A 16,816-nucleotide genomic window follows, 5' to 3' on the forward strand; every position below is an offset into this window, starting at 1 on the left:
TACGGCTCCCGGTGACTTGCAGCTTATGGCTTGCGGCTTGCAGCTCCCCCAAAGGGGCCTACCAACCCAGGGTTTCCTTGAGGAAGGGGATGGTCAGCTTGCGCTGGGCCTGCAGCGAGGCCTTGTCCAGCTCGTCCAGCAGGTCGAAGAGGAATTCCATGCTGCGCGCGCCGCGGGTGAGGATGAAGCGCCCGACTTCGTCGGTGAGGTGCAGGCCGCGGCGCGAAGCGCGCAGTTGCAGGGCGCGGAGCTTTTCCTCGTCGGTCAGCGGGTGCAGCTGGAAGATCAGCGAGAGGGTCAGCCGCGACTTCAGGTCAGGCAGCTTGACCGGCAGCTCGCGCGGCGGCATCGAGGCCGCCAGCAGCAGGCGCCGGCCGGCGTCGCGCAGGCGGTTGAACAGGTGGAACAGCGCCTCTTCCCACTCCGGCAGGCCGGCCAGGGCCTCGATGTCGTCGAGGCAGACCAGCTCCAGCTGTTCGAGGTCGTCGAAGATCGCCGGGCCGTATTGCACCAGCTCGGCCATCGGTAGGTACACCGAAGTCTCGCCGTACTGCTCGAAGCGCAGGCAGGCCGCCTGCAGCAGGTGGCTGCGCCCCACGCCCTCGACGCCCCACAGGTAGATGAGGCTCTCCGCCCAGCCGGCGTCGCAGTCGCACAGCCGCTCGACATACCCCAGCGCCGCGGCATTGGTGCCGGGGTAGAAGTTGGCGAAGGTGGCATCGTCGCGCAGACGGATGCCCAGGGGGAGCTGCATAGGTTGTTTCATGCCGGGCGGGGCTTTTCTTCGAAAACGCTTACAGTGAAGCCGTACGGATCAAAAGTGTAACCAAATCATCATTTTGGCGCATCCGAAAAGGCGCCGGAGGCGCAGCATACTGCGAATCCGGCGCCAGGCCCACCCACGGCGTCATTACCAGCGGAAGCGCATGACGTTGCTCGGCACCGCGGGCTGCGCCGGCAGCGGCTGGCCGTTGGCGTCCAGCGCCGGCTGGGCCGGCTCGGCCGGGGCCTCCTGCAGGTGCGCCAGACCCAGTTGGGCGCGCAGCTGGTCGGGGCTGGCGTTGAGGCGGTATTGCAGGTTGTCGCCCTGGGCCAGCAGCAGCTTCGCGCCCATCGGGTCGAGCAGTTTCTGCAACTGGGCATAACGTTCGAGGTTGGCGCCCTGCACCTGCAGGGTCAGGGCGCTAGCCGCGCCCGGCGCGCCGACGAAACGCGGCGCCAGGCGCTGGCTGACCGCCAGCATCACGGCATCGGCCAGGGCGTCCGGGCTGTCGCCCTGAACCTGGCCCTGTTCGCGGGAGTCGCCCAGCCACAGGCGCCATTGCGCCTGCCACTTGCCGCCGTCTTCCTTGGCGTCGACCGCCAGCAGGCCGTCGGCGGAATAGCGCTCGGAAGCGGCGCGCAGCGCGTCGGGCTGGGCGGCAGTGATGTTCTGCGCGGTGCCCACGCCCTGCTCGGAGAGGTCAGCCATCGGCAGCAGCAGCGGCAAGCCGCGGCGCTGGGCGGCGCGGTTGAGCGGCGCGGCGCCTTCCTGGCTGTCGCCCACCAGGCTGCTGCCGGCGGCGCTTTCGTTCAGCCACCAGGCCAGCAGGCTCGGGCGGTTGGCGCCCCAGACCGGCAGGCCGGCCTGGCGCAGGGCGTTGTTCACCGAGGTGGGGTCGAAGTCCACCACCAGGGCCAGCGGCGGGCCGTTCTCGTAGCCGTACTGGCTGATCAGTTGCTGCGGGTCCTTGAAGTAGCCGGCCAGCGCGCCGCTCTGGGCGGCGCGGGGATCGCCGGTCAGGCGCAGCACCAGGGTCTGCAGCGCGCGGGACAGGCCGGCGCTGCGCTCGTCCGGCTGCTGCGAGGCCACCGGCTCATGCACCTGGTAGAGGTTGCCCAGCGCGGCGGCGAAGGACGGCAGGCTGAGCAACGACAGGCAGAGGATCAACAGGCGGGCGGTAAATCGCATGACAGGCTCTCGACGAACGGAATAAGGAAGGGAACGGCACCTGGCAAGCCCTTCCGGAAGGCCTATACCTTAAACAGCCCTCCGGTCAGCGGCAACAGCGCGAGATGGCCGCTGCCGGGCAAGCCTGATAAAATCCCGCGCCTCCCGCGAGGTCGCCGCGAATCCTTCGCGCCGCGGCCGGCAGACGAATCACTCCTTTCTACAGGCCTGGATACATGAGCAGCAAGCAACCCTCGTTGAGCTACAAGGACGCCGGTGTGGACATCGACGCCGGCGAAGCCCTCGTCGAACGCATCAAAGGCGTCGCCAAGCGCACCGCGCGTCCTGAAGTCATGGGCGGCCTGGGCGGCTTCGGCGCGCTCTGCGAGATCCCGGCCGGCTACAAGCAGCCGGTGCTGGTTTCCGGCACCGACGGCGTCGGCACCAAGCTGCGCCTGGCGCTGAACCTGAACAAGCACGACAGCATCGGCCAAGACCTGGTCGCCATGTGCGTCAACGACCTGGTGGTCTGCGGCGCCGAGCCGCTGTTCTTCCTCGACTACTATGCCACCGGCAAGCTCAACGTCGATGTCGCCGCCACCGTGGTGACCGGCATCGGCGCCGGCTGCGAGCTGGCCGGCTGCTCGCTGGTCGGCGGTGAAACCGCCGAGATGCCCGGCATGTACGAGGGCGAGGACTACGACCTGGCCGGCTTCTGCGTCGGCGTGGTGGAGAAGGCCGAGATCATCGACGGCTCGAAGGTGGTCGCCGGCGACGCCCTGGTCGCCCTGCCCTCCTCCGGCCCGCACTCCAACGGCTACTCGCTGATCCGCAAGATCATCGAAGTCGCCGGCGCCGACATCGAGGCCACCCAGCTCGACGGCAAGCCCCTGGCCGACCTGCTGATGGCGCCGACGCGCATCTACGTCAAGCCGCTGCTGCAACTGATCAAGCAGACCGGCGCGGTCAAGGCCATGGCCCACATCACCGGCGGCGGCCTGCTGGACAACATCCCGCGCGTGCTGCCGGACAACGCCCAGGCCGTGATCGACGTGGCCAGCTGGCAGCGCCCGGCGGTGTTCGACTGGCTGCAGGAGAAGGGCAACGTCGACGAGCATGAGATGCACCGCGTGCTGAACTGCGGCGTGGGCATGGTCATCTGCGTCGCCCAGGACCAGGTCGAGGCCACCCTCGCCTCCCTGCGCGCTTCCGGCGAGCAGCCCTGGGTCATCGGCCGCATCGACGCCTGCGCTGCAGACGCCGAACGCGTGGTGCTGAACAACCTGAAAGGCCACTGATGTCCCATCCTTGCAATGTCGTGGTGCTGATTTCCGGCTCCGGCAGCAATCTGCAAGCACTGATCGACAGCCTGGCCGACGGCGCCACGCCGGCAACCATCCGCGCGGTGATTTCCAACCGCGCGGACGCCTATGGCCTGCAGCGCGCCGCCGCCGCCGGCATCGCCACCGAGGTCCTGGACCACAAGGGCTTCGCCGACCGCGAAGCCTTCGACGCCGAGCTGATCCGCCGCATCGACGCCCACGCCGCGGACCTGGTGGTCCTGGCCGGTTTCATGCGCATCCTCAGTTCGGCTTTCGTGCGCCACTACCACGGCCGCCTGCTGAACATCCACCCCTCGCTGTTGCCCAAGTACAAGGGCCTGCACACCCACCAGCGGGCGCTGGAGGCCGGTGACGCCGAGCACGGCTGCTCGGTGCATTTCGTCACCGAGGAACTCGATGGCGGCCCTCTGGTCGTACAGGCGGCAATCCCGGTAGAGTCGCAAGACACGCCGGAGACGCTCGCTGCGCGGGTGCACGCGCAGGAGCACCTGATCTACCCGCTGGCCATGCGCTGGTTCGCCGAAGGCCGTTTGCGCCTGGGCGAGCGAGGCGCCATGCTGGATGGCCAGGCGTTGCCGGCCACCGGCTACCCGTTCCGAACCTAGGAGATTCGCGATGCGTAGAGTCCTGCTGTTCCTGATGGCCCTGCTGACGTTGCCGGCGTATGCCGCCTCGTTCCAGATCAAGCCGTTCGAGGCCAGCTACACCGCGGACTGGAAGCAGATGCCGCTGAGCGGGACCGCGTCCCGCAGCCTCAAGCAAGGCGACGGCGGCAACTGGGAACTCGACTTCCAGGCCTCCATGCTGCTCGCCAGCCTGAAGGAGAGCAGTTCCTTCAAGGTCGAAGGCGATACCTACCTGCCGCAGACCTACCACTGGGCCCGCGAGGGCCTGGGCAAGAACAAGTCCACCGACCTGCAGTTCAACTGGGCGCAGAAACAGGTCACCGGCAGCGACCGCGGCGACGCCGTGCACCTGCCGCTGAACCGCGGCCAGCTCGACAAGTCCACCTACCAGCTGGTGCTGCAGCACGACGTCGCCGTCGGCAAGAAAAGCATGAGCTACCAGGTGATCGAGGGTACCGACACCGATACCTACGACTTCCGCGTGCTCGGCGAGGAGAAGGTCGCCACCCAGGCCGGCCAGATCGACGCCATCAAGGTCGAGCGCGTGCGCGACCCGACCAAGAGCAACCGCAAGACCGTCCTCTGGTTCGCCAAGGACTGGGACTACCTGCTCGTGCGCCTGTACCAGCAGGAGACCGACGGCAAGGAGTACCAGATCATGCTCAAGGCCGGCACCGTCGACGGCAAGCAGGTCAAGGGCTCGTAACCTCGGGCAGCATGAAAAAAACCGGGCATTTGCCCGGCTTTTTCGTTTCCGCAAGTGTCACCACATGAGGTCGTCGGGCACCACGTAGTCCTTGTACGGATCATCATCATCCGGCTCGCCGCTGGGCTCGTTGAGCAGCACCACGCGGCGCTCGTCGCGCTCCTGGATGCGCAGCGCGGCATCGCGCGGGACTATCTCGTAGCGCCCGTCGTAGCTGACGATGGCCAGGCTGCCGCGGCTGAGCTTGTCGCGGATCAGGGCGTTCACCGCGATGCGCTTGACCTTCTTGGCGTCGACGAAGTTGTAGTAGTCGTCGCCCTCCATCCTGGGCAGGCGGGTGCCTTCGATCAGTTGCTTGATCTGCGCGGCGCGGGCCTTCTTCTCGGATTTCTCCTGCTGCTGGCGGTTCAGCTCCTGGTCTCGGGCCTGCTTCTCGGCCTGGGCCTGCAACGCGGCCTGGCGCTGGCTGTCGTCCTTCTCGGCCTGGCCCTTGTGCTCCAGGCGCTGCTGTTTCTGCTTCTGCTTGCTGGCCTGCTTGGCCTGCTTTTCGTTGACCAGCCCGGCTTTCAGCAGCTGGTCACGCAATGACATGCTCATTGGCTAACGACTCTCCGACAGCCTGCGAATATGACGCAGGACAATTCTGACGTGGCGGAAAATTCAGCGGCGACGCGCGCTGAGGGTATAATCCTCGGGCCTGTGTCGGCGTTGCGCAAGTGGCCGGCCGTTTTTCAGCCAAACAGGGCGGACTCGCCATCCCATGATCAAGCTCCTCGTCCTCGCGATCCTCGCCATCTTCCTCATCGCCATTCTCTACGTGCACCTGCGCGGCAAGGTACGCCTGCCGTTCCTGCGCCAGGTGGTCAACCACTCGGCCTGGTTCGCTCCGTACAACTCGCTGATGTACCTGAACTCCAGCGTACCCTCCAAGCCCTACCTGGACCGTGAGCGCTTCCCGGAACTCGACAAGCTGCGCGACAACTGGCAGATGATCCGCGAGGAAGCCGAGCAGCTGTTCGACGAGGGCTACATCCGCGACGCCCTGAACAACAACGAGGCGGGTTTCGGCTCCTTCTTCAAGAAGGGCTGGACGCGTTTCTACCTGACCTGGTACGACGGTCCCCTGCCCTCCGCGCAGCGACTGTGCCCGAAGACCGTGGAGCTGGTCAGCAGCATCCCCAACGTCAAGGGCGCGATGTTCACCCGCCTGCCGCCGAACAGCCACCTGAACAAGCACCGCGACCCCTATGCCGGCTCCCTGCGCTACCACCTGGGCCTGGCCACGCCGAACTCGGACAGTTGCCGCATCTTCGTCGACGGCCAGCCCTACGCCTGGCGCGACGGCGAGGACGTGATGTTCGACGAGACCTTCGTGCACTGGGTGAAGAACGAGACGGACGAATCGCGCCTGATCCTCTTCTGCGACGTCGAGCGTCCGCTCAAGTCGCCGCTGCTGACGCGCATCAACCGCCGCGTCAGCGCCTTCCTCGGCCGCGCCACCGCGCCGCAGAACGTCGAGGGCGAGCGCGTCGGCGGGATCAACCAGGCCTACTCGGTGCTGATTCGTATCGGCAACGGAGTAGGTGGGCAGGTGAAGAAGTTCAAGCGGCGCTATCCCAAGGCCTACCGCATCGGTCGGCCGATTCTGGCGGTGCTGTTGCTGGTGTTGCTGATTCGCTGGATGTTTGGATGATGCGCTTTTCGTAGGAGCGAGCTTGCTCGCGAACCCAGCAGCCACTGGGTTCCCGCGTTCGCGGGAATGACGAGGTGGAGTTAAGCGTTTCAGGACGACTCCAAACTCACCACCCACTCCGAACAGCCCCCTCTCCCTTCAGGGAGAGGGCTGGGGAGAGGGCGCTCTCACCCCCAACACCGCAGCCACCGGCAAACCCCATTCGCGAGCAAGCTCGCTCCTACAAAGAGCCAGCCCATGAAAAAGCCCCGCACTGCGGGGCTTTTTTCGTAACACCGGCGAAACTAACCACACCCCAGCGGATTCTTCTCCTCCCGCTTAGCCTCGCCCCACAGCGCGTCCAGCTCTTCCAGGCCGCACTCCTCGGCCTTGCGGCCCTGGTCGCGCAGGGCGGTCTCGATGTAGCGGAAGCGCCTTTCGAACTTGCCATTCGCCGCACGCAGGGCGGTTTCCGGGTCGACCTTCAAGTGCCGGGCCAGGTTGACCACCACGAACAGCAGGTCGCCGACCTCTTCCGCCTGGGCTTCGGCATCGCCGTCGGCCATGGCTTCCAGCACTTCGTCCAGCTCTTCGCGCAGCTTGTCCACCACCGGCAGGGCTTCCGGCCAGTCGAAGCCGACCTGGGCTGCGCGCTTCTGCAGCTTGGCCGCGCGGCTGAGGGCCGGCAGCGCCACCGGCACGTCGTCCAGCAGCGACAGTTGCACTGGCTCGGCGGCCTTGGCCGCGCGTTCCTCGGCCTTGAGTTCTTCCCAGCGCTGCTTCACCGCCGCTTCCGCCAGCTTCGCCGCGTCGGGCGCGCCGTACAGGTCGCCGTCGGGGAACACATGGGGATGGCGGCGGACCAGCTTGGCGGTGATGCCGTGGACCACCTCGTCGAAGTCGAAGCGCTGCTCCTCGCGGGCCAGTTGGGCGTAGTAGACCACCTGGAACAACAGGTCGCCGGCCTCCTCGCGCAGGTGGTCGAAGTCGCCGCGCTCGATGGCGTCGGCGACCTCGTAGGCCTCCTCGATGGTGTAGGGGGCGATGCTCGCGTAGTCCTGCTTGAGGTCCCAAGGGCAGCCGTGCTGCGGGTCGCGCAGGCGCGCCATGAGGTACAGCAGGTCGTCGAGCTTATACATCCTTGCCACCCGCGCGGTCGCGCCGCGCCTCGATGATGTTGGGCAGTTGCGAGATACGCGCCAGCAGGCGGCCCAGGGAATCCAGGCCGGGGATCTCGATGGTCAGGCGCATGGTCGCGGTGTTGTCGTCCTTGTCCGAGCGGGTGTTCACCGCCAGCACGTTGATGCGCTCGTTGAGCAGCACCTGGGACACGTCGCGCAGCAGGCCGGAGCGGTCGTAGGCGCGGATGACGATGTCCACCGGGTAGGTCTGCACCGGCACCGGGCCCCAGCTCACCTGGATCATCCGCTCCGGCTCGCGGCCGGCCAGTTGCAGCACGGTGGCGCAATCCTGGCGGTGGATGGTGACGCCGCGGCCGAGGGTGATGTAGCCGACGATCGGGTCGCCCGGCAGTGGCTGGCAGCAGCCGGCCATCTGCGTCAGCAGGTTGCCCACGCCCTGGATCTGGATGTCGCCGCGCTTGCCGTGGCCGAGGCGGCTGGGCTTGCGCGGGATGAGTTCGAGCTGCTCGTTGCCGCGCTCCGGCTCCACCAGCGCCTGGGCGTAGTTGACCACGTGGGCCAGGCGCAGGTCGCCGGCGCCTAGGGCCGCGAACAGGTCCTCGCCGGTCTTGTAGTTGGCCTTCTCGGCCAGCTTCTCGAAGTCCACCGGCGGCAGCGCCAGGCGCCCCAGTTCGCGTTCGAGCATGGCCTTGCCGGCGGCGACGTTCTGGTCGCGGGCCTGCAGCTTGAACCAGTGGACGATCTTCGCCCGCGCCCGCGAGGTGGTGACGTAGCCGAGGTTCTGGTTCAGCCAGTCGCGGCTCGGGCCGCTGTGCTTGCCGGTGATGATCTCCACCTGCTCGCCGGTCTGCAGGCTGTAGTTCAGCGGCACGATGCGCCCGTTGATCTTGGCGCCGCGGCAGTTGTGGCCCACCTCGGTGTGCACGCGGTAGGCGAAGTCCAGCGGCGTGGAGCCCTTGGGCAGGTCGATGGCGTGGCCGTCGGGGGTGAACACGTACACCCGGTCCGGCTCGATGTCCACCCGCAGCTGTTCGGCCAGGCCGCCGATGTCGCCCAGTTCCTCGTGCCACTCCAGGACCTGGCGCAGCCAGGAGATCTTCTCCTCGTAGTGGTTGGAGCCGGACTTGACGTCGGTGCCCTTGTAGCGCCAGTGCGCGCACACGCCCAGTTCGGCTTCCTCGTGCATGGCGTGGGTGCGGATCTGCACTTCCAGTACCTTGCCCTCGGGGCCGATCACCGCGGTGTGCAGCGAGCGGTAGCCGTTCTCCTTGGGGTTGGCGATGTAGTCGTCGAATTCCTTGGGAATGTGCCGCCACAGGGTGTGCACGATGCCCAGCGCGGTGTAGCAGTCGCGCATCTCCGGGACCAGCACGCGCACCGCGCGCACGTCGTAGATCTGGCTGAAGTCCAGGCCCTTGCGCTGCATCTTCCTCCAGATCGAGTAGATGTGCTTGGCGCGGCCGGACAGGTCGGCCTTGATGCCGGTGGCGGCCAGGGCGTCCTTGAGCTGCTGCATCACGGTGGCGATGTACTGCTCGCGGTCCAGGCGGCGCTCGTGCAGCAGCTTGGCGATCTGCTTGTACTGGTCGGGCTCCAGGTAGCGGAAGGACAGGTCCTCCAGCTCCCACTTGATGTGGCCGATGCCCAGGCGGTGCGCCAGCGGCGCGTAGATGTCGAACACCTCGCGGGCGACGCGCATGCGCTTCTCCTCGTCGGCGTTCTTCACCGCGCGGATGGCGCAGGTGCGCTCGGCCAGCTTGATCAGCGCGACGCGCACGTCGTCGACCATGGCCACCAGCATCTTGCGCAGGTTCTCGATCTGCGCCTGGGTGCCGAGCACCATGGACTGCCGCGGGTTGAGGCTGGCGCTGATCGCCGCCATGCGCAGCACGCCCTCGATCAGCTTGGCCACCACCGGGCCGAAGCGCTGCTGCACTTCCTCCAGCTTGACCTTGCCCTCGCGGACGCCGCGGTAGATCACCGCGGCCACCAGCGACTCCTGGTCGAGCTTGAGGTCGGCGAGGATCTCGGCGATCTCAAGGCCGGTCTGGAAGCTCGAAGTGCCATCGGCCCAGGCGGCTTCCACCTGGCTGACCGCCTTGTTCTCGGCCTCGCGGGCGAACTCGCAGGCCTCCAGCAGGACCTTGCGATCCAGCACCGGGACCAGGGTCTGGACGTGGTCCAGCCAGGCCTCGAGGTTGATGCTGCCGTCGGTGTTGACCGGCTGGTGCGCTCTCACCTGTACCATCTTGTCTACCCTTCCCCACGGTGTGCCGTGGCACACCGCTCGACTGCGCCGGCCTTTCTGGCGTGGGCCGGTCGGATTGCGCAGGTCGTCCTAACCTGCCTCGAACAGAGCCATCGCCTCCACATGCGCCGTCTGCGGGAACATGTCGAGGATTCCGGCACGCTTCAGGCGATAGCCCTGACGGGCCAGTTCGCCGGCGTCGCGCGCCAGGGTCGCCGGATTGCAGGACACATAGAGTACCCGCTCGGCGCCCAGGGCGCGCATGCCCCGTGCCATCTCGAGCGCGCCGTCACGCGGCGGGTCGAGCAGCACGGCGGAAAATCCCTTGGCCGCGTCCCCGGCGAACCAGCGCGCCGCGGACAGCGGCTGCGCCAGGTCGGCCTGGTGGAACACGGCGTTGTCCAGGCCATTGGCCCGGGCGTTGGCCGCGGCGCGCGCGACCATGCTTTCCACGCCTTCCACGCCCACCACGCAGGCGGCGCTTCGGGCCAGCGGCAGGGCGAAATTGCCCAGGCCACAGAACAGGTCTAGCACCCGTTCCGCTGGTGCGGGGGCCAACCAGTCGAGAGCCTGCGCGACCATGGCCGCGTTGACCGGCTCGTTGACTTGGACGAAGTCCCCCGGCCGGTAGGCCAGGGTCAGGTCCCAGGCGTCCAGGCGGTAGCCCAGGCGCTCTTCGCCGTCGGCCGGCGTCGGTTCGCCGTCGCCCTGCAGCCACAGCTGCACATCCCGTGCCGAACAGAAGGCCCGGAGGCGTTCGAGGTCGGCGGCGGGCAGAGGTTCGGTGTGGCGCAGCAGCAAGGCGCAGGCGGTGCCGTGGAACAGTTCGACGTGGCCGATGGCCCGCGGCCGCTGGAAGCCCTGCAGCAGCCCCGGCAACGCGCGGGCCAGCACCTGCAGTTCGGGCACCAGCACCAGGCAGTCGTCGAAGGCGACGATGGCCTGGCTGACGGCGGCGCGGAACCCCACTTCCAGACGCTCGGCCTTGGCATCCCAGCGCACGGCGATGCGGGCCCGGCGGCGGTAACCGAATTCGGGGCCGGCCAGGGGCGCTGCCCACTCTTCCGGGACGATGTCGCCGAAGCGCTGCAGCTGCTCGGCCAGGGTGCGCTGCTTGAGCGCCAATTGTCCGGCGTGTGGCAGGTGCTGCAGGGTACAGCCACCGCACTTGCCGGCTACCGTGCAGGGTTCGGCGCGGCGCTCCGGCGCGGCGGCCAGGATGCGTTCGCCGCGGGCGTCCACCACCTGGCTGCGCGCGGCCAGCACGCGGGCCTCGACCTCTTCCCCGGGCAGCGCGCCGGCGACGAACCAGGTGCGCCCTTCCAGGTGCGCGATGCCGCGGCCGTCATGGGCCAGGCGCTCGATGCGCAGGCGCTGCTTCTTGCCCACCGGCACGCCGGCGTTGCGGGCGCCGCCGCTGGGCTGGAAGCGCAGGCCGCTTCTGTGCTTGGCCATGTCAGCTGGGGTCGTAGATTCCGGAGGACAGGTAGCGGTCGCCGCGGTCGCAGATGATCGCCACCAGCACCGCGTTCTCCAGTTCGCGGGACAGGCGCAGCATGGCCGCCACCGCACCGCCGGAGGACACGCCGCAGAAGATGCCTTCCTCGCGGGCCAGGCGGCGCATCACGTCTTCGGCCTCGCTCTGGTGCATGTCCACCACGCGGTCGACGCGGCTGGCGTCGAAGATTTTCGGCAGGTATTCCTGCGGCCAGCGGCGGATGCCGGGGATGGACGAGCCTTCCATCGGCTGCAGGCCGACGATCTGCACCGCCGGGTTCTGCTCCTTGAGGTAGCGCGACACGCCCATGATGGTGCCGGTGGTGCCCATGGAGCTGACGAAGTGGGTGATCTCGCCGTTGGTCTGGCGCCAGATCTCCGGGCCAGTGCCCTGGTAGTGGGCCACCGGGTTGTCGCCGTTGGCGAACTGGTCCAGCACCTTGCCCTTGCCTTCGCGCTGCATCTGGTCGGCCAGGTCGCGGGCGCCTTCCATGCCCTGCTCCTTGCTCACCAGGATCAGCTCGGCGCCGTAGGCGGTCATGGCCGCCTTGCGTTCGGCGGTGGAGTTGTCCGGCATGATCAGGATCATGCGGTAGCCCTTGATCGCCGCGGCCATGGCCAGGGCGATGCCGGTGTTGCCGGAGGTGGCCTCGATCAGGGTGTCGCCGGGGTGGATGTCGCCACGCAGCTCCGCGCGGGTGATCATCGACAACGCCGGGCGGTCCTTCACGGAGCCGGCCGGGTTGTTGCCTTCGAGTTTCACCAGCAGGGTGTTGGAGGTTTCCCCGGGCAGGCGCTGCAGGCGCACCAGCGGAGTATTGCCGATGCACTCGGCGATGGTGGGGTACTGCACGGTCATGGAGTCGCTCGTCGTCAGCAAGGCCAATCTGAATAGCGGCCTATGATACCGGTAAACCGTCGCCGGCCATATCGGCAAGCGCAGCGAGTGGCATCGGCGGCAGCGCCCGCCCCTGCTCTGCGGCCGAGGAATCCTTACTCGGACGCAGGAATATCCGAGTAGGAAATCTCCGCAATTCAAACACAGCTCCGATGGGTTCCAGCGCCCATGGGCCGGGGGCTGCGGTGCGATTGGAGGCCCCTGCCGACATATGCGGTAACTTCCTCGAAGATGAAAATGATTTGCGTTAACCACAGGCTCCGCCGCCATCACGAGCAGTCAGGAGCCTACCGATGTCCATTCCTCTTTCCCGCACTTCCCTGGCCGGCGCCATCGCCCTGGCCATGGCCGGCCAGGCCCAGGGCAACGACACCCTGAGCCTGGGCGACACCGTGGTCACCGCCGCCGGCTACGAACAGAAAGTCACCGAGGCGCCAGCCAGCATCAGCGTGCTGACCCGCGAGGAACTGCAAGAGAAGCGCTACAGCAACCTGGCCGAGGCCCTGGAAGACGTCGAAGGCGTCGACATCGGCCAGAGCACCGGCAAGACCGGCGGCCTGAACATCAGCATCCGCGGCCTGCCCAGCGACTACACCCTGGTGCTGATCGACGGCCGCCGGCAGAACAGCGCCGGCAACATCACCCCCAACGGTTTCGGCGAGACCTCCACCAGCTTCATGCCGCCGCTCTCGGCCATCGAGCGCATCGAGGTGATCCGTGGCCCCATGTCCACCCTCTACGGCTCCGATGCCATGGGCGGGGTGGTCAACATCATCACCCGCAAGGTGGCCCGCGAATGGGGCGCCAGCCTCAGCCTCGACCACACCATCCAGGAGCACCGCGACTACGGCGACAGCAGCGGCACCAGCCTCTACGCCAGCGGCCCGCTGGTGGCCGACCGGCTCGGCCTGAACCTGCGCGGCAGCTTCTTCGACCGCAGCGCCTCGGACCTGAGCTTCGACGACGGCGCCACCGTCAGCCGCCGCGGCGCCTCCCCGGTGGAAGGCCAGAACTACAACATCGGCAGCCGCCTGACCTTCACCCCCAACGCCGAGCACGACATCTCCCTGGACTTCGAGCGCGGCCGCCAGGTGTACAACAACGACGACTGCCAGTTGGGCAGCCTCGACGGCAAGGCCGGCGGCAGCGCCACCGACGGTTGCAGCCGCGACGCGCCGACACGCGCCAATGGCTACAAGGACGAACTGCGCTTCGAGCGCGACCAGTTCGCCCTCTCCCACACCGGCCGCCTGGGCTTCGGCACCCTGGACAGCAGCCTGACGCACAGCACCACCGAGACCATCGGGCGCACCATCCCCGGCACCGTCGGGCGGCCCTACAGCGGCTACCCGTCGATCGTCGGCGGCGACGACCGCACCCTCAAGTCCACCGACCTGGTGCTGGACAGCAAGCTGGTGATGCCCCTGGGCGACGCGCACATGTTCACCCTCGGCGGCCAGTACTGGGACGCGAAGGTCGAGGACGGCATCGCCGCCGAGGACTTCCGGCAGAGCTCCTGGGCGCTGTTCGCCGAGGACGAGTGGCGCCTGCGCCAGGACCTGGCGCTGACCCTCGGCGGCCGCTACGAGGACCACGAGGCCTTCGGCGGGCACTTCAGCCCGCGCGCCTACCTGGTGTGGAACACCACCGACAGCTGGACGCTCAAGGGCGGCGTCAGCCAGGGCTACAAGACGCCGACGCTGAACCAGTTGCACGACGGCATCAACGGCGTCAGCGGCCAGGGCCAGCTGCTCACCCTCGGCAGCCCCGACCTGGACCCGGAAACCAGCACCAACACCGAGTTCGGCGTCTACTACGACAACCTCGCCGACTTCAACGCCAACCTCACGCTGTTCCACACCCGCTTCAAGGACAAGATCGACAGCGGCACCCCGATCCCCAACTGCAACTGGCCGGACGCGCCGAACCAGTCCGGCTGCATCGACATGGGCAGCGGCTTCCTGCAGGAGAACTTCGCCCAGCAGGTGAACATCGGCAAGGCCCGCACCCAGGGCGTGGAGCTGGCCGGACGCTGGGCCTTCGCCCCGGCCCTGAGCGCCTCGCTGAACTACACCTACACCGACAGCGAGCAGCTCAGCGGCGACGACAAGGGCGCCCCGCTGACCAACACCCCGCGGCACATGGCCAACCTGCGCCTGGACTGGCAGGCCAGCGAGCGCCTGAAGCTCTGGCTGAAGGGCGAGTACCACGGCGAGCGGGCGCGCTTCACCGCGCGCTACGCCAACCTCAACGCGACCAACCAGGCCATCGCCGACCAGTTGGGCGACCTCGACGCCTACCAGGTGTTCCACCTCGGCGGCTCGTTCAAGGCCACGCCCAACCTGACGCTGAACGCCACCCTGTACAACCTGTTCGACAAGGACTTCCTCGGCGGCGACTCCTACACCGCCGCCAACGGCACCACGGGCTGGGCCTCGCACTACATCCAGGGCGGCGCGGGGACCACCGGCACCCTGGAGGAAGGGCGCCGGCTGTGGCTGTCGGCGGTGATGGAGTTCTGACCGCCGCCGGTCGCCTGGCGCCGTACGGCGTCAGGCGGCCGGCAGGCGCAGGTGCATGCGCAGGCCGGGGTTGCCGCGCTCGGCCCAGAGTTCGCCGCCCTGCAGGCGGATGGCGCTGCGGGCGATGCTCAGGCCCAGGCCGAAGCCCTCGCCGGAACGCGCCGCGGAAAGGCGGGTGAAGGGCAGGAAGATGCGCTCCAGGTCGGCGGCCTCCACCCCCGGCCCCTGGTCGGCCAGGCAGAGGTGCCAGTAGTCGCCTTCGCGCTGGCCGAGCAGGCGGACGCAGCCGCCCTCCGGGGAATGCCGGATGGCGTTGCGCAGCAGGTTCTCCAGGGCCTGCGCCAGGCCATTGAGGTGGCCGCGGACGACGCAGTCCGCCGGCACCTCGCAGTGGAAGCACGAAGGCGCCCAGCCGGACTCGAAGCCGGCGTCCTCCACCAGCAGTTCCCACAACGGCAGGATGGCGACGTCCTCCAGCGGCAGGCGCGGCCGCTCGGTGTCCATCCAGGCCAGTTCCAGGGTGTTGGCCACCAGCCGCTGCATGACTTCCACCTCGCGCTCCAGGCGCAGGCGCAGCGGGTCCTCGGCCGCCGCGCTCTCGGCGGCGACGCGCAGGCGGCTGAGCGGCGTGCGCAGCTCGTGGGACAGGTCGCGCAGCAACTGGCGCTGGAACTCCACGTGGCCGCTCAGGCGCTGGGCCATGTGGTCGAAGGCGCGGCCCAGCTCGCCCAGCTCGTCGCGGCGGACGCTGACCTCGCGGGCGGCGCCCGAGCCCAGGTCGTCGGCGCGCAGCGCGTTGGCGTGCTCGCGCAGGCGCGCCAGCGGGTGGATCAGTTGGCGGTAGAGCAGCCCGCACAGCAGCAGCGCCAGCGCGGCGGGCACCACCCCATGGGTGAAGATCCGCGCCAGCGTGGAGTAGCCGGCGGGCTTGAAGCGTTGCGGCAGCTGCAGCACCAGGCGACCGTCGGCGGGGTGCTCGGGGAAGGGAATGCCGATGTAGGGCAGGCTCCGGCTGCGCTCGCTCACCGGCCAGTCGAGGCCGCGCTGGAAGGTCAGGCGCGTGGCCTCCTCGATGCTCAGCGGCTGGCTGCCCAGGGGCTGCAGGCGGCCGTCCAGCGCCACCATCCAGGTCTGCTCGCTGGCCCGCATGCGTGCCAGCCAGTCGTCCACCGCGGCCTCGCCGCCGGCGTTCCAGGCCCGTTCCAGGTCGGCCGCGTAACCGCGGAGCACGGCCTGGGCCTGGGTATCGAGGAAATAGCCGCGGCGCTCGACCTGGCGGCCCCAGGTCCAGGACAGCCAGATCAGCACCAGGCAGAGCAGCACCACCGGCACCGCCAGGCGCCAGAACAGCGAATGGCGGCTGGGCAGTACCTGGCGGACGCGCCGCTCACTCGGCGCTAGCGAAAACATAGCCCTTGCCCCAGACCGCGCGCAGTTGATGGCGCGCATAACCGATGGACTGCAGCTTGCGGCGCAGGTGGCTGACGTGCATGTCCAGGCCACGGTCGTGGGCGGTGTAGCCACGGTTCAGCACGTGCTGGTAGAGGAACGGCTTGCTCAGTGTCTCGTCGACGTTGCCGAGGAAGGTTTCCAGCAGGCGCTGCTCGGTGGCGGTGAGCGCCGCGGTCTGGCCTTCCCAGACCACCTCGCAGGGTTCCTCGCGCAGCCGCAGCCCGGCGTCCGCGGGGCCGGCCGGCAGCAGGCTGCCGCGCTCCAGGGCGACGCGGCGGAGGATGGCGTCGATGCGCACGTTCAGTTCCGCCAGGCTGAAGGGCTTGGGCAGGTAGTCGTCGGCGCCCTGGGAGAAGCCGGCGATGCGGTCCTGCTCGGCGCCCAGGGCGGACATCAGGATCACCGGCACGCGCTGCTCGCGGCGCAGCTGGCGCAGGGCCTCCAGGCCGCTGCAGCCGGGCAGCATGACGTCCAGCAGGACCAGGTCGAAGGCCTCGCTCAGCGCCTGGTCGAGCCCCTCGCGGCCGTCGCGGCACCAGGTCACGGCGAAGCCGCGCTGGCTCAGGTGACTGTGCAGGTGCGCCCCCAGGGTGGGGTCGTCCTCGATGGTCAGCAGGCGGGGTTGGCTGGTGGCGGTCGGCGTCATGACAAACAAGACTTATTCGCGAACGACAAGTATTCATGACGGCACCTGCCCAGGGCAAGCGCAGCCGTCCGGCGGTCAATGTTCGGGATTCCCGCCCGGCGACCCGCTAAACTGCCCCGAAACCGTTTGGGAGG

At 68.3% G+C, this 16,816-nt stretch carries 14 protein-coding genes; 5 read left to right on the forward strand and 9 right to left on the reverse strand.

Annotated features, from left to right (window positions below; translation table 11 throughout):
* Positions 1–58: 58 nt before the first annotated feature.
* Positions 59–766 carry a DnaA regulatory inactivator Hda gene (hda, locus tag ACTWJ5_RS24030; RefSeq protein ID WP_009616904.1) on the reverse strand — a complete coding sequence of 236 codons (708 nt, stop codon included), beginning with the start codon at positions 764–766 and terminating at the stop codon, positions 59–61.
* Between the two features lie 144 nt (positions 767–910).
* Entirely contained in the window at positions 911–1,951 is a 1,041-nt protein-coding gene (locus tag ACTWJ5_RS24035) for a DUF2066 domain-containing protein (protein WP_256512367.1), read from the reverse strand.
* 215 nt (positions 1,952–2,166) lie between these two features.
* Here ACTWJ5_RS24035 and purM point away from each other — a divergent pair, with 215 nt between their 5' ends.
* Genes purM through ACTWJ5_RS24050 form a run of 3 tightly spaced genes read left to right on the forward strand, consistent with a single transcriptional unit; the run spans position 2,167 to position 4,605 of the window.
* Entirely contained in the window at positions 2,167–3,228 is a 1,062-nt protein-coding gene (gene purM / locus ACTWJ5_RS24040; protein ID WP_253392266.1) for a phosphoribosylformylglycinamidine cyclo-ligase, read from the forward strand.
* Complete coding sequence (gene purN / locus ACTWJ5_RS24045) at positions 3,228–3,878, forward strand: phosphoribosylglycinamide formyltransferase (RefSeq protein ID WP_074981449.1); 651 nt, start codon at positions 3,228–3,230, stop codon at positions 3,876–3,878. The genes purM and purN overlap by 1 nt, the downstream gene beginning before the upstream one ends.
* Positions 3,879–3,888: 10 nt before the next feature.
* Entirely contained in the window at positions 3,889–4,605 is a 717-nt protein-coding gene (locus ACTWJ5_RS24050; RefSeq protein ID WP_074981447.1) for a DUF3108 domain-containing protein, read from the forward strand.
* Between the two features lie 57 nt (positions 4,606–4,662).
* On the opposite strand, the gene ACTWJ5_RS24055 is transcribed toward ACTWJ5_RS24050, so the two are convergent.
* Positions 4,663–5,202 carry a DUF2058 domain-containing protein gene (locus tag ACTWJ5_RS24055; RefSeq protein WP_074981445.1) on the reverse strand — a complete coding sequence of 180 codons (540 nt, stop codon included), beginning with the start codon at positions 5,200–5,202 and terminating at the stop codon, positions 4,663–4,665.
* A 163-nt stretch (positions 5,203–5,365) separates the two neighbouring features.
* On the opposite strand from ACTWJ5_RS24055, the gene ACTWJ5_RS24060 reads away from it, so the two are divergent.
* A complete protein-coding gene (locus tag ACTWJ5_RS24060; protein WP_256512372.1) occupies positions 5,366–6,298 on the forward strand; it encodes an aspartyl/asparaginyl beta-hydroxylase domain-containing protein in 933 nt (310 codons plus the stop codon).
* Between the two features lie 284 nt (positions 6,299–6,582).
* Here ACTWJ5_RS24060 and mazG read toward each other — a convergent pair whose 3' ends face one another.
* The 4 genes from mazG to cysM form a co-directional block, all read right to left on the reverse strand.
* Positions 6,583–7,416, reverse strand: a complete 834-nt coding sequence (gene mazG / locus ACTWJ5_RS24065; protein WP_116423063.1) for a nucleoside triphosphate pyrophosphohydrolase — start codon at positions 7,414–7,416, stop codon at positions 6,583–6,585.
* Positions 7,409–9,667 carry a GTP diphosphokinase gene (gene relA / locus ACTWJ5_RS24070; protein WP_009616890.1) on the reverse strand — a complete coding sequence of 753 codons (2,259 nt, stop codon included), beginning with the start codon at positions 9,665–9,667 and terminating at the stop codon, positions 7,409–7,411. The genes mazG and relA overlap by 8 nt, the downstream gene beginning before the upstream one ends.
* Before the next feature lie 90 nt (positions 9,668–9,757).
* Positions 9,758–11,122, reverse strand: a complete 1,365-nt coding sequence (rlmD, locus tag ACTWJ5_RS24075) for a 23S rRNA (uracil(1939)-C(5))-methyltransferase RlmD (RefSeq protein ID WP_253392265.1) — start codon at positions 11,120–11,122, stop codon at positions 9,758–9,760.
* A gap of 1 nt (position 11,123) precedes the next feature.
* Positions 11,124–12,023 (reverse strand): cysteine synthase CysM, encoded by a 900-nt coding sequence (gene cysM, locus ACTWJ5_RS24080; RefSeq protein WP_058487256.1) that lies wholly within the window; start codon positions 12,021–12,023, stop codon positions 11,124–11,126.
* A 332-nt stretch (positions 12,024–12,355) separates the two neighbouring features.
* On the opposite strand from cysM, the gene ACTWJ5_RS24085 reads away from it, so the two are divergent.
* Positions 12,356–14,584, forward strand: coding sequence for a TonB-dependent receptor domain-containing protein (locus ACTWJ5_RS24085; protein ID WP_444436703.1), 2,229 nt, complete (start codon positions 12,356–12,358; stop codon positions 14,582–14,584).
* Positions 14,585–14,614: 30 nt separating this feature from the next.
* Here the strand turns inward: ACTWJ5_RS24085 and ACTWJ5_RS24090 are convergent, their stop codons facing one another.
* On the reverse strand, positions 14,615–15,994 hold the full coding sequence (locus ACTWJ5_RS24090; RefSeq protein WP_305880426.1) for a HAMP domain-containing sensor histidine kinase: 1,380 nt from the start codon (positions 15,992–15,994) through the stop codon (positions 14,615–14,617).
* Positions 15,972–16,682, reverse strand: a complete 711-nt coding sequence (locus ACTWJ5_RS24095; RefSeq protein ID WP_074981606.1) for a response regulator transcription factor — start codon at positions 16,680–16,682, stop codon at positions 15,972–15,974. The genes ACTWJ5_RS24090 and ACTWJ5_RS24095 overlap by 23 nt, the downstream gene beginning before the upstream one ends.
* Positions 16,683–16,816: the final 134 nt, after the last annotated feature.

Source organism: Pseudomonas sp. A6 (assembly GCF_052367875.1).
In the GTDB taxonomy this organism is placed as follows: Bacteria; Pseudomonadota; Gammaproteobacteria; order Pseudomonadales; family Pseudomonadaceae; genus Pseudomonas; species Pseudomonas citronellolis.

What these genes read in the sequence shown, in the direction of transcription:
- ACTWJ5_RS24050 (WP_074981447.1), top strand. Translation starts at nt 3,889, where the DNA reads ATGCGTAGAGTCCTGCTGTTCCTGATGGCCCTGCTGACGTTGCCGGCG.
- ACTWJ5_RS24085 (WP_444436703.1), top strand. Translation starts at nt 12,356, where the DNA reads ATGTCCATTCCTCTTTCCCGCACTTCCCTGGCCGGCGCCATCGCCCTG.
- ACTWJ5_RS24060 (WP_256512372.1), top strand. Translation starts at nt 5,366, where the DNA reads ATGATCAAGCTCCTCGTCCTCGCGATCCTCGCCATCTTCCTCATCGCC.
- relA (WP_009616890.1), bottom strand. Translation starts at nt 9,667, where the DNA reads ATGGTACAGGTGAGAGCGCACCAGCCGGTCAACACCGACGGCAGCATC.
- rlmD (WP_253392265.1), bottom strand. Translation starts at nt 11,122, where the DNA reads ATGGCCAAGCACAGAAGCGGCCTGCGCTTCCAGCCCAGCGGCGGCGCC.
- ACTWJ5_RS24055 (WP_074981445.1), bottom strand. Translation starts at nt 5,202, where the DNA reads ATGAGCATGTCATTGCGTGACCAGCTGCTGAAAGCCGGGCTGGTCAAC.
- ACTWJ5_RS24035 (WP_256512367.1), bottom strand. Translation starts at nt 1,951, where the DNA reads ATGCGATTTACCGCCCGCCTGTTGATCCTCTGCCTGTCGTTGCTCAGC.
- cysM (WP_058487256.1), bottom strand. Translation starts at nt 12,023, where the DNA reads ATGACCGTGCAGTACCCCACCATCGCCGAGTGCATCGGCAATACTCCG.
- purM (WP_253392266.1), top strand. Translation starts at nt 2,167, where the DNA reads ATGAGCAGCAAGCAACCCTCGTTGAGCTACAAGGACGCCGGTGTGGAC.
- purN (WP_074981449.1), top strand. Translation starts at nt 3,228, where the DNA reads ATGTCCCATCCTTGCAATGTCGTGGTGCTGATTTCCGGCTCCGGCAGC.
- ACTWJ5_RS24095 (WP_074981606.1), bottom strand. Translation starts at nt 16,682, where the DNA reads ATGACGCCGACCGCCACCAGCCAACCCCGCCTGCTGACCATCGAGGAC.
- mazG (WP_116423063.1), bottom strand. Translation starts at nt 7,416, where the DNA reads ATGTATAAGCTCGACGACCTGCTGTACCTCATGGCGCGCCTGCGCGAC.
- ACTWJ5_RS24090 (WP_305880426.1), bottom strand. Translation starts at nt 15,994, where the DNA reads ATGTTTTCGCTAGCGCCGAGTGAGCGGCGCGTCCGCCAGGTACTGCCC.
- hda (WP_009616904.1), bottom strand. Translation starts at nt 766, where the DNA reads ATGAAACAACCTATGCAGCTCCCCCTGGGCATCCGTCTGCGCGACGAT.